At 66.2% G+C, this 14127-nt stretch carries 13 protein-coding genes; 2 read left to right on the plus strand and 11 right to left on the minus strand.

What is annotated here, in order from left to right; all coding sequences use genetic code 11:
• Positions 1–108: 108 nt before the first annotated feature.
• The 3 genes from folP to B2J89_RS00170 form a co-directional block, all read right to left on the minus strand.
• Positions 109–972, minus strand: a complete 864-nt coding sequence (folP, locus tag B2J89_RS00160; RefSeq protein WP_169167206.1) for a dihydropteroate synthase — start codon at positions 970–972, stop codon at positions 109–111.
• 68 nt (positions 973–1040) lie between these two features.
• On the minus strand, positions 1041–2963 hold the full coding sequence (ftsH, locus tag B2J89_RS00165) for an ATP-dependent zinc metalloprotease FtsH (RefSeq protein ID WP_169167207.1): 1923 nt from the start codon (positions 2961–2963) through the stop codon (positions 1041–1043).
• Positions 2964–3120: 157 nt separating this feature from the next.
• The gene (locus tag B2J89_RS00170; RefSeq protein WP_169167208.1) at positions 3121–3783 is read right to left on the minus strand and encodes an RlmE family RNA methyltransferase; all 663 of its coding nucleotides are present in this window, start codon (positions 3781–3783) and stop codon (positions 3121–3123) included.
• A gap of 32 nt (positions 3784–3815) precedes the next feature.
• Here B2J89_RS00170 and B2J89_RS00175 point away from each other — a divergent pair, with 32 nt between their 5' ends.
• Both B2J89_RS00175 and B2J89_RS00180 read left to right on the plus strand, forming a co-directional pair.
• The gene (locus B2J89_RS00175; protein WP_169167209.1) at positions 3816–4292 is read left to right on the plus strand and encodes a YhbY family RNA-binding protein; all 477 of its coding nucleotides are present in this window, start codon (positions 3816–3818) and stop codon (positions 4290–4292) included.
• A gap of 4 nt (positions 4293–4296) precedes the next feature.
• Positions 4297–5052 carry a glycosyltransferase gene (locus tag B2J89_RS00180; RefSeq protein ID WP_169167210.1) on the plus strand — a complete coding sequence of 252 codons (756 nt, stop codon included), beginning with the start codon at positions 4297–4299 and terminating at the stop codon, positions 5050–5052.
• Positions 5053–5070: 18 nt separating this feature from the next.
• On the opposite strand, the gene B2J89_RS00185 is transcribed toward B2J89_RS00180, so the two are convergent.
• The 8 genes from B2J89_RS00185 to lpxA all read right to left on the minus strand — a co-directional run bounded on the left by B2J89_RS00185 (position 5071) and on the right by lpxA (position 14111).
• A complete protein-coding gene (locus B2J89_RS00185) occupies positions 5071–5496 on the minus strand; it encodes a DUF4149 domain-containing protein (RefSeq protein WP_169167211.1) in 426 nt (141 codons plus the stop codon).
• 24 nt (positions 5497–5520) lie between these two features.
• On the minus strand, positions 5521–5997 hold the full coding sequence (gene greA / locus B2J89_RS00190; RefSeq protein ID WP_169167212.1) for a transcription elongation factor GreA: 477 nt from the start codon (positions 5995–5997) through the stop codon (positions 5521–5523).
• Between the two features lie 153 nt (positions 5998–6150).
• Positions 6151–9420, minus strand: coding sequence for a carbamoyl-phosphate synthase large subunit (gene carB / locus B2J89_RS00195; protein ID WP_169167213.1), 3270 nt, complete (start codon positions 9418–9420; stop codon positions 6151–6153).
• Positions 9413–10585: a glutamine-hydrolyzing carbamoyl-phosphate synthase small subunit gene (gene carA / locus B2J89_RS00200; RefSeq protein ID WP_169167214.1), complete on the minus strand. Its 1173-nt coding sequence runs from the start codon at positions 10583–10585 to the stop codon at positions 9413–9415. The genes carB and carA overlap by 8 nt, the downstream gene beginning before the upstream one ends.
• 177 nt (positions 10586–10762) lie before the next feature.
• On the minus strand, positions 10763–11560 hold the full coding sequence (locus tag B2J89_RS00205; RefSeq protein WP_169167215.1) for an RNA methyltransferase: 798 nt from the start codon (positions 11558–11560) through the stop codon (positions 10763–10765).
• The gene (rnhB, locus tag B2J89_RS00210) at positions 11557–12186 is read right to left on the minus strand and encodes a ribonuclease HII (protein ID WP_169167216.1); all 630 of its coding nucleotides are present in this window, start codon (positions 12184–12186) and stop codon (positions 11557–11559) included. Before rnhB ends, B2J89_RS00205 begins: the two co-directional genes overlap by 4 nt.
• A complete protein-coding gene (gene lpxB / locus B2J89_RS00215) occupies positions 12158–13318 on the minus strand; it encodes a lipid-A-disaccharide synthase (protein ID WP_169167217.1) in 1161 nt (386 codons plus the stop codon). The genes rnhB and lpxB overlap by 29 nt, the downstream gene beginning before the upstream one ends.
• A 4-nt stretch (positions 13319–13322) precedes the next feature.
• Positions 13323–14111: an acyl-ACP--UDP-N-acetylglucosamine O-acyltransferase gene (lpxA, locus tag B2J89_RS00220; RefSeq protein WP_169167218.1), complete on the minus strand. Its 789-nt coding sequence runs from the start codon at positions 14109–14111 to the stop codon at positions 13323–13325.
• Between the last annotated feature and the right edge of the window lie 16 nt (positions 14112–14127).

Here is a 14127-nt window from a genome sequence, read left to right on the forward strand (position 1 = left end):
GCACGGGCACGTTGTCACGCCCGACGCGGTACCAGACGCCGCCAGGGAAAAGACGCGGTGCTCGTCACGGCGCACCCTGCTTGGAGGGTCCTGGGTCGGACAGTCGTTCTATGGGCGGTGCGGCACAGGGCTTGCAGCCGCTGCCGTGCCCGATTCCATAGCGCGCCAGACCGCCAGGGCCTGCACCGTTTCGCGCACGTCATGCACGCGCACGATGCGCGCACCGCGCTCCACGGCGAGCAGCGCAGCGGCCACGCTGGGCTGCAGCCGCTGGTCCACGTCCAGCCCCGTGACAGCGCCCAGCGATGATTTGCGCGACCAGCCTGCCAGCACCGGATAGCCCAGCGCCAGCAGCTCCCGCTGGCGTGCCAGCAGCGCGAAGTTCTGTTCCACGGTTTTGCCGAACCCAATGCCGGGGTCCAGCACAATGCGGGTCTTTTCGACCCCTAGCGCTTGCAGGGCATGCGCTGATTGCTCTAAAAACAGGAGCACTTGCGGCAGCACATCGCCCACCATGGGCGCAAGCTGCATGGTCTGGGGGTCGCCGTGCATGTGCATCAGGCAGACACCGCAGCGCGGGTGCCGTGCCACCACCTGCGCCGCGCCGGGCTGGCGCAAGGCCCAGATGTCGTTGACGATGTCGGCACCCAGGTCGAGCGCCGCCCGCATGACCTCGGGCTTGTAGGTGTCGATGGAGATCGGCGCGCCCAGGCCGACCGCGCCGCGCACCAGAGGCAGCACACGCGCCAGTTCCTCGTCCAGGCCCACGGCCGGGCTGCCGGGGCGGGTGGACTCGCCGCCGATGTCGAGGATGTCGGCACCGTCCTTGAGAAGCTGCTCGCAGTGGCGCAGCGCCGCAGCAGCCGAGCCATGGCGCCCCCCGTCGGAGAAGGAGTCCGGCGTCACGTTGACGATGCCCATGGTGAGCGGGCGTGTCAGGTCCAGGGTGAAACGGGTGGTTTGCCAGAGCATGGGGTTCCAGAAAAAAGAAAACAAAAACGGGGCTGCAAGCCCCGTTGTGGTGGTGAAGGCGCCTTGCGTCAGGCGACCGTGGGCGCAGGCTCCGCAGCGACGGCGGGCGAGCCACCGCTTGGGCCATCGCCCGAAGACGGCGGAGGCGTGCGCGGCGTCCAGTCCTTGGGTGGCCGCGGTTCCTTGCCGGCCATGATGTCGTCCAGCTGCTCGGAATCGATGGTCTCCCATTCGAGCAGGGCCTTGGCCATGGCGTGCATCTTGTCGCTGTTGTCTTCAATCAGCTTGCGCGCCAGGGCGTACTGTTCGTCGATGATCTTGCGCACTTCCTGGTCGACCTTCTGCATGGTCGACTCGCTCATGGTCGTGGTCTTGGTGACCGAGCGACCGAGGAACACCTCGCCCTCGTTTTCGGCATAGACCATCGGGCCCAGGGCATCCGTCATGCCGTAGCGCGTGACCATGTCGCGCGCGATGGACGTGGCGCGCTCGAAGTCGTTGCTGGCGCCCGTGGTCATCTGGTGCATGAACACTTCCTCGGCAATGCGGCCGCCAAACAGCATGCTGATCTGGTTCAGCATGAATTCCTTGTCGTAGCTGTAGCGGTCCTGCGAGGGCAGGCTCATGGTCACGCCCAGAGCACGGCCGCGCGGAATGATGGTGACCTTGTGCACCGGGTCGCACTTCGGCAAAAGCTTGCCGATCAGCGCGTGGCCCGACTCGTGGTAGGCCGTGTTGCGGCGCTCTTCCTCGGGCATGACCATGCTCTTGCGTTCCGGGCCCATGAGGATTTTGTCCTTGGCCTTTTCAAAGTCCTGCATCTCCACGGTGCGCGCGTTGCGGCGCGCAGCCATCAGGGCCGCTTCGTTGCACAAGTTGGCCAGATCGGCGCCCGACATGCCGGGCGTGCCGCGCGCGATGATGCCGGGGTTGACGTCCTGGCTCACCGGGATCTTGCGCATGTGCACATTCAGGATCTGCTCGCGGCCGCGGATGTCGGGCAGCGTGACGTAGACCTGGCGGTCAAAACGGCCGGGGCGCAGCAAGGCCGCATCCAGAATGTCAGGGCGGTTGGTGGCAGCCACCACGATCACGCCGAGGTTGGTTTCGAAGCCGTCCATCTCGACCAGCATCTGGTTGAGGGTCTGCTCGCGCTCGTCGTTGCCACCGCCCAGGCCGGCGCCGCGCTGGCGGCCCACGGCGTCGATTTCGTCGATGAAGATGATGCAGGGGGCATTCTTCTTGGCGTTCTCGAACATGTCGCGCACGCGGGCCGCGCCCACGCCGACGAACATTTCGACAAAATCCGAACCCGAGATCGAGAAGAAAGGCACCTTGGCCTCGCCGGCGATCGACTTGGCCAGCAGCGTCTTGCCGGTGCCCGGAGGGCCGACCAGCAGCAGACCACGCGGAATGCGGCCGCCGAGCTTCTGGAACTTGTTCGGGTCCTTCAGGAAGTCCACGACTTCCTTGACTTCTTCCTTGGCCTCGTCGCAGCCGGCGACATCGGCAAAGGTCACGGTGTTGTTGTTCTCGTCCATCATGCGCGCCTTGCTCTTGCCAAAGCTGAAGGCGCCGCCCTTGCCCCCGCCCTGCATCTGGCGCATGAAATACACCCACACCCCGATCAGCAGCAGCATCGGCCCCCAGCTGACCAGCAGCGTCATGAGGAGCGAGCCCTCTTCGCGCGGCTTGACGTCGAACTTGACGTTGTTGTTGATGAGGTCGCCGACTAGGCCACGGTCAAGGTAGGTGGCGGTGGTGCGGATGCGGCGGTCATCGTTGGTGACGGCCACGATCTCGGTGCCGCCCTGGCCTTCCTGGATGGTGGCGCTCTTGATGCGGTTGCCGCGCACTTCTTCCAGGAATTCCGAATAGCCGACATGGCCTGCGGCAGCACCGGCGCGCGTGTCAAATTGTTTGAACACGGTGAAGAGCACCATGGCGATGACAAGCCACACGGCAATTTTTGAAAACCACTGATTGTTCAAGCGGGACTCCAGAGAGAGTGGCGGGAAACAGGCATGACCTATGTGGACCCGATTTTAGGCGTTTCAACCCGAGGCCCTTGGGCAATGCCCCCTCGCGGCCATGGGCGGAATGCGGACTTTAGGGGCCAGCGACGGTGTTGTTGACCTGCGGCAAGCTTCAGGCCGTGCTTTTGAGACCGATGCCCACCAGAAAGGTTTCCGAGGATTTGTCACGCGATGCCTTGGGCTTGACCGGCTTGACCACGCGAAAGGTGTCCTTGAACAGTTGCACCAGCGGCGCATAGGCGCCGCCATGGAACAGCTTGACCACCAGCGCACCCTCGGGCTTCAGGTGCTGGCAGGCGAAGTCCACCGCCAGCTCGACCAGGTGCGCAATGCGTGCGGCGTCGGTCGATCCGATACCCGAGAGGTTGGGCGCCATGTCCGAGACCACCACGTCCACCTGGCGGCCCTGCAGCGCCTGCTCGAGCTGCTGCAGCACCTCGGGCTCGCGGAAATCGCCCTGCAGGAACAGCACACCCTCGATGGGTTCCATGGGCAGGATGTCCAGGGAAATGATGCTGCCGTTGAGCCCCCCCGCGGCCGCGCCCGTCGGCGAGAGGCGGCGGCGCACATACTGGCTCCAGGCACCCGGCGTGCTGCCCAGGTCGACCACGGTGTGGCCGGGACGGATCAGTCCGAACTGTTCGTCGATTTCCTTGAGCTTGTAGGCGGCGCGCGCGCGAAAGCCCTCCTTGTGGGCCAGTTTGACGTAGGTGTCGTTGACATGGTCGTTGAGCCACGCCTTGTTCACCTTCTTGCTTTGGGTTTTGACTTTCATGCTTCTTTCATCCTGCCTCGATAATACGGCCCATGCCCCAAATTGAACTCACTCCGGCCGAGCGCCGGGAACAACGCGCCCAAGCCCACCACCTGGCCCCCGTGGTCCTGATCGGCGGCGATGGCCTCACCCCTGGCGTGCGCAAGGAAATCGATGCCGCGCTGAACGCCCACGGCCTCATCAAGGTGCGCGTCTTCAACGATGACCGCGCCGCGCGCGAGCTGATGTACCAGGAACTGGCCGCCGACCTGAACGCCGCTCCCATCCAGCACATCGGCAAGCTGCTCGTGCTGTGGCGCCCGCAGCCCGAAAAAGAGCGCGCCGCCGCCGACGAGGACCGCATGCCCGGCCCGCGCGACGTGAAGGTCATGAAATACAGCAAGCGCGGCGGCCAGCGCCCCGAGATCAAGACCCTGCGCGTGCTCGGCAACCAGCGCCTGACCTCGGGTGGCCAGATCAAGCGCGCCAAGCCGAAGAAGAAATCCATCAAGAAGCGCCAGGCCGACTGACGACATGAGCGCGACCGCCCCTGCCGCCACGGCCGCCCAGCGCCATGTGATCTGCATGAAATGGGGCCGCAAGTACGGCCCCGAGTACGTCAACCGCCTATATGCGATGGTGCGCCGCCACCTGAGCGGCGACTTCCACTTCGTCTGCCTGACCGACGACAGCGCCGGCATCCGCAGCGAAGTGCAGTGCCTGCCGATTCCCCCACTGGACCTGCCTGCGGGCATTCCCGAGCGCGGCTGGAACAAGCTGGCGACCTTCCAAGCCGACCTGCACGGTCTGCGCGGCACCGCGCTGTTCCTGGACGTGGATGTGGTCGTCACCGGCAGCCTGGACGACTTTTTCACGCAGCCCGGTGAATTTCTCATCATCCACGACTACAAGCGGCCCTGGCGCATCACCGGCAACTCGTCGGTCTACCGCTTCGAGCTGGGCGCGCATCCGGACGTGCTGGCGTATTTCCGCGGCCACTTTGCCGAGATCCGTCGGCAGTACCGCAACGAGCAGGCCTACCTGTCGGATTTCCTGCACAAACAGGGCAAGCTGGCCTACTGGCCCAAGGACTGGTGCCCCAGCTTCAAGTACGACGGCATTCCGGCCTGGCCGACCAATTACTGGAAAGCCCCGTTCGTGCCCCCGGGCGCGCGCATCGTCATTTTTCATGGGGAATGCAACCCGCCCGACGCGCTCGCGGGCCGGCGCAACCGGCGTTTTCGCTTCATCCAGCCCGCCACCTGGGTGGCCGAGCACTGGCACGAATAGACGGGCGGCGTGCCGGGATCAGGCCGCCTGTTTTGCAGGGCTGCGCAGCGTGTGCCACAGCACCGTGAACGCGCAGGCCCATTGCGCCAGGTACAGCACGCTGCCCACGCTGTGCCACAGCCGCAGGTCCTGGCGCGCCACGATGCGCGGCGCCACGCCGAACTGCGACAGCAGCGCCAGCAACAAGCCACCGACTATAAAAACAATAGCTGCTTTCGCCCATGGGTATTGGGTTACAGAGCCTTTTGGCCTTGAAACAAGCAGTAAAAGCATGCAGCACACCACCGACACCCAGGTCTGCGCGGCAAACAGGCGCGCGGCCATTCCGCCCGCCAAGGCGGGCGTGGGCAGGTGGGCGAACAGCAGCGGCACGACCAGGAATCCCACGGTGCTGAGGCTGCCCCACCACAGGGCGGCAATGAGCGCTGGCAATCGGGCACGCATGACCGGGATTCGCCTTGCCGCGCCTCAGGCGTAGCTGACGCCGACGATCTCGTAGCGGCGGATGCCGCCCGGCGCCTGCACTTCGGCGGTGTCGCCGGACTCCTTGCCGATCAGCGCGCGCGCGATCGGGCTGGAGATGTTGATCAGGCCCAGCTTCAGGTCGGCCTCGTCTTCGCCGACGATCTGGTACTTCACGGCGTCGCCCGTGTCCTCGTCTTCCAGCTCAACGGTGGCGCCAAACACCACGCGCCCGCCGGCGTCCAGCGTGGCCGGGTCGATGACCTGGGCCACGGAGAGCTTGCCCTCGACCTCCTGGATGCGGCCTTCGATGAAGCCCTGGCGGTCCTTGGCGGCCTCGTACTCGGCGTTCTCGCTCAGGTCGCCCTGGGCGCGCGCCTCGGCGATGGCGGCAATCACCGCGGGTCGGTCCACGGTCTTGAGGCGGTGCAACTCGGTCTTGAGCTTTTCAGCACCGCGCTTGGTAATCGGAATGGTGGCCATGTCTTGAGTCTCCACATACTTGATGCGCCGCACAGGGCGCGGCGAAATCCGCGTCGGGCATACATGCCATTGCGACGCCCCAAAAGCAAACCGCCGCACGTTGCCGCGCGGCGGTGTTGGTTCAGGCGGCCATTATGCCGCTTTTGGAAATGCTCACGCCAGCAGTTGGGCGTGCATTTCCTGCACCGAGATCACGTCCAGTTGCTCCAGGTGCTGCATGCCTTCGACGGCCGCTTCGGCGCCGAAGATGGTCGTGAAGGTGGTCACGCGCGCCAGCAGCGACGAGGTGCGGATCGCCCGCGAGTCGGAGATGGCGTTGCGGCGCTCCTCCACCGTGTTGATGACCATGACGATCTCGTCGTTCTTGATCATGTCCACGATGTGCGGACGGCCTTCGGTCACCTTGTTGACCACCTTGACCGGCACGCCCGCGGCCTCGATGGCCGCCGCCGTGCCCTTGGTCGCCACCAGTTCGAAGCCCAGGGCCACAAGCTGGCGCGCGATGTCGACGGCACGCGGCTTGTCGGCATTCTTCACCGTCATGAACACGCGGCCCGAGGTCGGCAGCTTGGTGCCGGCACCCAGCTGGCTCTTCACAAAAGCCTCGCCAAAGGTCTTGCCCACGCCCATCACCTCGCCGGTGGACTTCATCTCGGGGCCGAGGATGGTGTCCACGCCGGGGAACTTGACGAAGGGGAACACGGCCTCCTTCACGCTGAAGTACGGCGGCGTCACCTCGTGGGTGATGCCCTGCGACGCCAGCGTCTGGCCCACCATGCAGCGCGCGGCCACCTTGGCCAGCTGGATCCCGGTGGCCTTGCTGACGAAGGGGACCGTGCGCGAGGCGCGCGGGTTCACTTCGAGCACATAGATCACGTCCTTCTTGGCGCCGTTCTCTTCCACTTCCTGGATCGCGAACTGCACGTTCATCAGGCCCACCACATTCAGGCCTTCGGCCATGGCCGCGGTCTGGCGCTTGATCTCGGCCACGGTCGCGGCCGACAGGTAGTACGGTGGCAGCGAGCAGGCCGAGTCGCCGCTGTGCACGCCGGCCTGCTCGATGTGCTCCATCACGCCGCCGATGAAGGTGACGCCCGCAGAATCGCGCACGCAGTCCACGTCGCATTCGATGGCATTGGAGAGGAAGCGGTCGAGCAGCACGGGCGAGTCGTGGCTCACCTTGACAGCCTCGCGCATGTAGCGCTCGAGGTCGCGCTGCTCGTGCACGATTTCCATGGCGCGGCCACCCAGCACGTAGCTCGGGCGCACCACCAGCGGGTAGCCCAGCGCAGCGGCCTTCTCCAGCGCCTCGGGCTCGGTGCGCGCGGTGGCGTTGGGCGGCTGGCGCAGGTTGAGCTTGTGCAGCAGGGACTGGAAGCGCTCGCGGTCTTCGGCCGCGTCGATCATGTCGGGGCTGGTGCCGATGATGGGGACGCCCGCGGCCTCCAGGTCGAGCGCGAGCTTCAAAGGCGTCTGGCCACCGTACTGCACGATCACGCCGACGGGCTTTTCCTTGTCGACGATCTCGAGCACGTCTTCGAGCGTGACGGGCTCGAAGTACAGGCGGTCGGACGTGTCGTAGTCGGTCGAGACGGTTTCGGGGTTGCAGTTGACCATGATGGTTTCATAACCGTCCTCACACATGGCGAGCGCCGCGTGCACGCAGCAGTAATCGAACTCGATGCCCTGGCCGATGCGGTTCGGGCCCCCGCCGAGCACCATGATCTTGTTGTTGGTGGTCGGCTCGGCCTCGCACTCGCCGTCGCCGTTGCCTTCGTAGGTCGAATACAGGTAGGCGGTGTCGGTGGCGAATTCGGCGGCGCAGGTGTCCACGCGCTTGTACACGGGGCGCACGTTCAGCGCATGGCGGGCTTCGCGCACGGCCTTTTCGGTGATCTTGAGCAGCTTGGCCAGGCGGCGGTCGGAGAAGCCCTTTTGCTTGAGCGTGCGCAGCGTGGCGGCGTCGAGCGCGGCCAGGGCGCCCTCGCCTTTTTCGGCCACCAAGCGGTCGATGTCGAGCTCGATCTTCACGATCTGCTCGATCTGCACCAGGAACCAGCGGTCGATCTTGGTGAGTTCAAACACCTCATCGACCGACAGGCCCATGGCGAAGGCGTCGCCCACGTACCAGATGCGCTCGGGGCCGGGCTCGCCCAGTTCCTTTTCAAGCACTTCGCGGTCCTGCGTCTTCTCGTTCATGCCGTCCACGCCCACTTCCAGGCCGCGCAGGGCTTTCTGGAAGGATTCCTGGAAGGTGCGGCCCATGGCCATCACCTCGCCCACGCTCTTCATCTGGGTGGTCAGGCGGCTGTCGGCCGTGGGAAATTTTTCGAACGCGAAGCGCGGGATCTTGGTGACCACGTAGTCGATGCTGGGCTCGAACGAGGCCGGCGTGGCACCGCCCGTGATGTCGTTCTTGAGCTCATCGAGCGTGTAGCCGACGGCCAGCTTGGCCGCCACCTTGGCGATCGGAAAGCCCGTGGCCTTGGAGGCCAGCGCCGAGGAGCGCGAGACGCGCGGGTTCATCTCGATCACGACCATGCGGCCGTCGTTGGGGTTGATGGCGAACTGCACGTTCGAGCCCCCCGTGTCCACGCCGATCTCGCGCAACACGGCCAGGCTGGCGTTGCGCAGGATCTGGTATTCCTTGTCGGTCAGCGTCTGTGCGGGGGCCACGGTGATCGAGTCGCCGGTGTGCACGCCCATCGGGTCGAGGTTCTCGATCGAACAGACGATGATGCAGTTGTCCGCGGTATCGCGCACCACTTCCATCTCGAACTCTTTCCAGCCGAGCAGCGACTCTTCGATCAGCAACTCGTTGGTGGGCGAAGCTTCGAGGCCGCGCTTGCAGATGGTCTCGAACTCCTCGGGGTTGTAGGCGATGCCGCCGCCGGTGCCGCCCAGCGTGAAGCTGGGTCGGATCACGGTGGGAAAACCCATTTCCTTTTGCACCGCCCAGGCTTCGTCCATGCTGTGGGCAATGCCCGAGCGCGCCGAACCCAGACCGATCTTGGTCATGGCATCCTTGAACTTCAGGCGGTCCTCGGCCTTGTCGATGGCTTCGGGCTTGGCCCCGATCAGCTCGACCTTGTACTTGTCGAGCACGCCGTTGTGCCAGAGGTCCAGGGCGCAGTTCAGCGCCGTCTGGCCACCCATGGTCGGCAGGATGGCATCGGGGCGCTCCTTGGCGATGATCTTCTCGACCGTTTGCCAGGTGATGGGCTCGATGTAGGTAACGTCGGCGGTGGCCGGGTCGGTCATGATCGTCGCGGGGTTGCTGTTGATCAGGATGACCTTGTAGCCCTCCTCGCGCAGCGCCTTGCAGGCCTGCACGCCCGAGTAGTCGAACTCGCAGGCCTGGCCGATGATGATGGGACCGGCGCCGATGATCAGGACGCTTTTGATGTCTGTGCGCTTAGGCATTCTTGTGTATCTCCATCAGGTCCGTGAAGCGGTCAAACAGGGTGTCGATGTCCGACGAGCCAGGCGAGGCCTCGGGATGGCCCTGGAAGCTAAATGCTGGGCGGTTGGTGTGCTCCAGGCCTTGCAAGGTGCCATCGAAAAGGCTCAGGTGCGTGGCCCGCAAGTGGGAGGGCAGCGCGTCCAGCTCGACCGCAAACCCGTGGTTCTGGCTGGTGATGCTGACGCGGCCGGTGGCCAGCTCTTTCACCGGGTGGTTGGCGCCGTGGTGGCTGTGGACCATCTTGAACGTCCTAGCGCCGGCGGCCAGGGCCATGATCTGGTGTCCCAGGCAGATACCGAATGTGGGAACGCCGCTGTCCACGATGGTGCGCACTGCCTCGATGGCGTAGGTGCAGGGTGCCGGGTCGCCCGGGCCGTTGGACAGGAACACGCCGTCGGGCTGCAGCGCCAGCACATCGGCCGCCGGCGTTTGCGCCGGCACCACCGTCACCTTGCAGCCGCGCTCGGCCAGCATGCGCAGGATGTTGCGCTTGACACCGAAGTCATAGGCAACGACATGGAACCGGGGTGCGGTCTGCGTGCCGTAGCCCTGACCCAGCGTCCATTCGGTTTCTGTCCAATCGTAGGAGGTGCCGGTCGTCACCACCTTGGCCAGGTCCAGGCCGGCCATGCTGGGCGCGGCCTGCGCAGCGGCAATCGCTTGGTCGATGTGTGCCTGCGTCACGGCTTCGCCCACGGCCAGGCCAACGATGGCGCCGTTTTGCGCGCCTTGGCTGCGCAGCAGACGGGTGAGCTGGCGGGTGTCGATGTTGGCGATGGCCACGGTCCCCTCGCGCACCAGGTACGCGGACAGGGTTTCGGTGGAGCGAAAGTTGCTGGCCAGCAACGGCAGGTCTTTGATGACGAGGCCTGCGGCTTGGACTTTATGGGATTCGACGTCCTCGGCATTGACCCCGTAGTTGCCGATGTGCGGATACGTGAGCGTCACGATCTGCTGGCAGTAGCTGGGGTCGGTGAGGACTTCCTGGTAGCCGGTCATGGAGGTGTTGAACACCACCTCGCCGACGGTGGTGCCAGTGGCACCAATCGAATTGCCGATAAAGACCGTGCCGTCTGCGAGCGCCAGGATGGCGGGCGGGAAGGTTCCCTGTAGAGACAAAAGCACTGGGTACTCCGGTTTGGTTACGGTTACGCCCAGCGGCGCAAGAGACAAGTCTCTTGCAAAAGCTTTTGTGGGGGTCGGCTAAGAAGCTGCGCTAGGCGTATGTGGGTGCGGAAAAGCCGCCCATTATAGCCAGCGCAATGCCGCCAATGCCGGCCGAACGCGGGAAAACCCGGCCTCTTACCGGGTTTGCGCCGACGCCGCGAAGGCGCCGACCGCGCTGGCGTGCAGGCAGATCGCGGCCGCGGCGGCCACGTTGAGCGACTCCTCGCCGCCCGGCTGGCCGATGCGCACCGACAGCGCCGCGCGCGCCGCGACGGCCTCGCCCACGCCCTGCCCTTCATGGCCCAGGGCCCAGGCGCAGGGCCAGGGCAGGTGCTGCTGCTGTATCAGCGCGCCTTCGTGCGAGCTGGTCACGATGAGCGGCATCTGCAGGGCCTCGAGCGCATCGGGCTCCAGTGCCTCGACCAGGCGCAGACCGAAATGCGCGCCCATGCCGGCGCGCAGCACCTTGGGCGCCCACAGCGCTGCCGTGCCCTTGAGCGCCAGCACCTGGCCAAAGCCGAAAGCGGCGGCGCTGCGCAGGATGGAGCCGACGTTACCGGCGTCCTGCACGCGGTCCAGCACCACGGTGGCGGTCGAGGGCGCCAGCGCGGGCGCGGCGGGAACGTCCATCAGGTAGCCCATCTGCGCGGGCGACTCCAGGCCGCTGATGTCGGCAAACAGCGCATCCGCGAGGACTATTATTTTGATAGCTGTTTGCGCATACTGGGCGGGCGCCAAAGGCCAAAAAGACTCCGAAAACACGGCGACGGCGGGCGCCAGGCCGCGGGCCAGCGCCGCGCGGCACAGGTGGTCCCCCTCCAGCCAGACGCGGCCCTGCTTGCGGTAGGCCGTGCTGTCCTGCGCCAGGCGCCGCAGGTCCTTGACGAAGGCGTTGTCGCGCGACTGGATGTGGGTGACCTGGGCGGACGTCATGCAGGGCTCCGGCGCAAAAGCTGCGCCACGGGCGCGAACGAGCTGCGGTGCAGCGGGCTGGCGCCGTGCGCGCGCAGCGCCGCCAGGTGGGCCGCCGTGCCATAGCCCTTGTGGCCGGCGAAGCCGTACTCGGGGTACTGGCCATGCACCTGCGCACACCAGCGGTCGCGGTGCACCTTGGCCAGGATGGACGCGGCCGAAATGGCTTGGACCAGGGCGTCGCCCTTGACGATGGCCTCGGCGGGCACGTCGAGCACCGGCAGGCGGTTGCCGTCGACCAGCACCATCACGGGCTTGAGGCGCAGGCCGAGCACGGCGCGGCGCATGGCCAGCAGGGTGGCCTGCAGGATGTTCAGGCGGTCGATTTCTTCGACGCTGGCCTCGGCAATGCTGCAGCACAGCGCCTTGGCGCGGATCTCGTCGAACAGCGCTTCGCGCCGCGCGGCGGTGAGCTTCTTGGAATCGGCCAGGCCCGCGATGGGGCGCAGGTCGTCGAGGATGACGGCCGCCGCCACCACCGGCCCGGCCAGCGGGCCGCGGCCGGCCTCGTCCACCCCGGCCATCAGGCCGGGCGGGTGCCACTGCAGGCAGTGCTGCTCAGGGGTGGAGGATTTTGCGGATCGCATCGGCGGCCAATTGGGGAGTGTTGCGCTGCAGGCTATGGTGCAGCGCGGTGAAGCGCTGCGCCAGCGCAGCCATGCGTTGGGGGTTGTCATGGCGGTCGTCGAACCACTGCAGCACGGCCGCGGCCAGAGCCTGCGGCGTGGCGGCGTCCTGGATCAGCTCGGGCACGACGAAGTCGCCACACAGAATATTGGGCAGGCCCACCCATGGCTGCAACTGCTTGCGCCGCATCAGGCGCCAGCTCAGGGGGTGCATGCGGTAGCCGATGACCATGGGGCGCTTGAACAGCGCAGCCTCCAGCGTGGCCGTGCCGCTGGCGATCAAGGTCACGTCGCAGGCGGCCAGCACCGTGTGCGACTGGCCGGTGACGATGTGCACAGCGTCGCCGAGGCCGCACTCCTGCGCCATGCGCGCGATCCGATCGCGCAGCGCGGGCACCGCCGGCACTACCATTTTGATAGCTGGATGCGTTCGCCTGATAAGCGCTGCAGCCTGAAAGAACGAAGGAGTGATGTACTGCACCTCGGCCCGCCGGCTGCCCGGCAGGATGGCCAGGACCTCGTCGTCCAGGCCCAGTCCGAGCCGCGCGCGCGCGGCCGCGCGGTCGGGCTCCATCGGGATGACGGCGGCCAGCGGATGCCCCACGTAGGTGGCGGCAATGCCGTGGCGCGCCAGCAGTTCGGGCTCGAACGGGAAGATGCACAGCACATGGTCGGTGCTGCGGCAGATTTTCTCGACCCGCTCGGCCCGCCAGGCCCAGATCGACGGGCAGACGAAATGCACGGTCTTGACGCCGGCGGCGCGCAGGTCGGCCTCCAGGCCCAGGTTGAAGTCGGGCGCATCGACACCGATGAACACGTCGGGCTTGTGCTGCAGCAGGCGCGCGCGCAGCTGCTTGCGGATGCCGATGATTTCGGCCAGGCGGCGCAGCACCTCGAAGCTGTAGCCGTGCACGGCCAGCTTCTCGCTCGGCCACCAGGCGTCAAAGCCGCGCTGCACCATCTGCGGGCCACCGATGCCCTGGCTGGGCAGGTCGGGCCACAGGCTGCGCAGGCCATCGAGCAGCAGGCCGGCGAGCAGGTCGCCAGACGTCTCGCCCGCCACCATCGCGACGCGAGGTACTGAATGGGTCATGGGGTCAACGCGCGATGCCGCGCGCGGAGGTGTCAAGAAAGGCCAGCAGGAGCGCGATGTCGCCCTCTGCCTCCGGGTGCATGCCGGGCAGTTCGGCAATGGCGCTGCGCGCGGCCTCGAAGGTCAGGCCCTGGCGGTACAGCAAGCGGTGCATCTGCTTGATGGCGGCGATGCGGGCGGGCGAGAAACCACGCCGGCGCAGGCCTTCGAGGTTGAGCCCGCGCACGGCCAGCGGGTTGCCGTCGACCATCATGAAGGGCGGCACGTCCTGCGAAATGTGGCTGGCAAAACCGGCCATCACGTGCGCGCCGACCTGGGTGAACTGGTGCACCCCGGTCAGGCCGCCAATGATGGCGTGGTCGCCCACGTGCACGTGGCCGGCCAGCGTCGCGTTGTTGGCCAGGATGGTCTGGTCGCCCACCACGCAGTCGTGCGCGATGTGCACGTAGGCCATGATCCAGTTGTCGTTGCCGATGGTGGTCACGCCCCGGTCCTGCGCGGTGCCGGTGTTGAAGGTGCAGAACTCGCGGATGGTATTGCGGTCGCCAATCACCAGGCGCGTGGGTTCGCCTGCGTACTTCTTGTCCTGCGGCGCGGCGCCGAGCGAGGCGAACTGGAAAATGCGGTTGTCGCGGCCGATGGTGGTGTGTCCCTCGATCACGCAATGTGCGCCCACGGTGGTACCCGCACCGATGGTGACCTGGGGACCGATCACGCAGTACGGGCCAATGTGGACCGAGCTGTCGATGCGCGCCTGCGCGTCAACCACAGCGGTGGGATGGATGCTGCTCACGGAAAATTCACCTCAG

The sequence above is a fragment of the Acidovorax sp. SRB_24 genome (assembly GCF_012931925.1).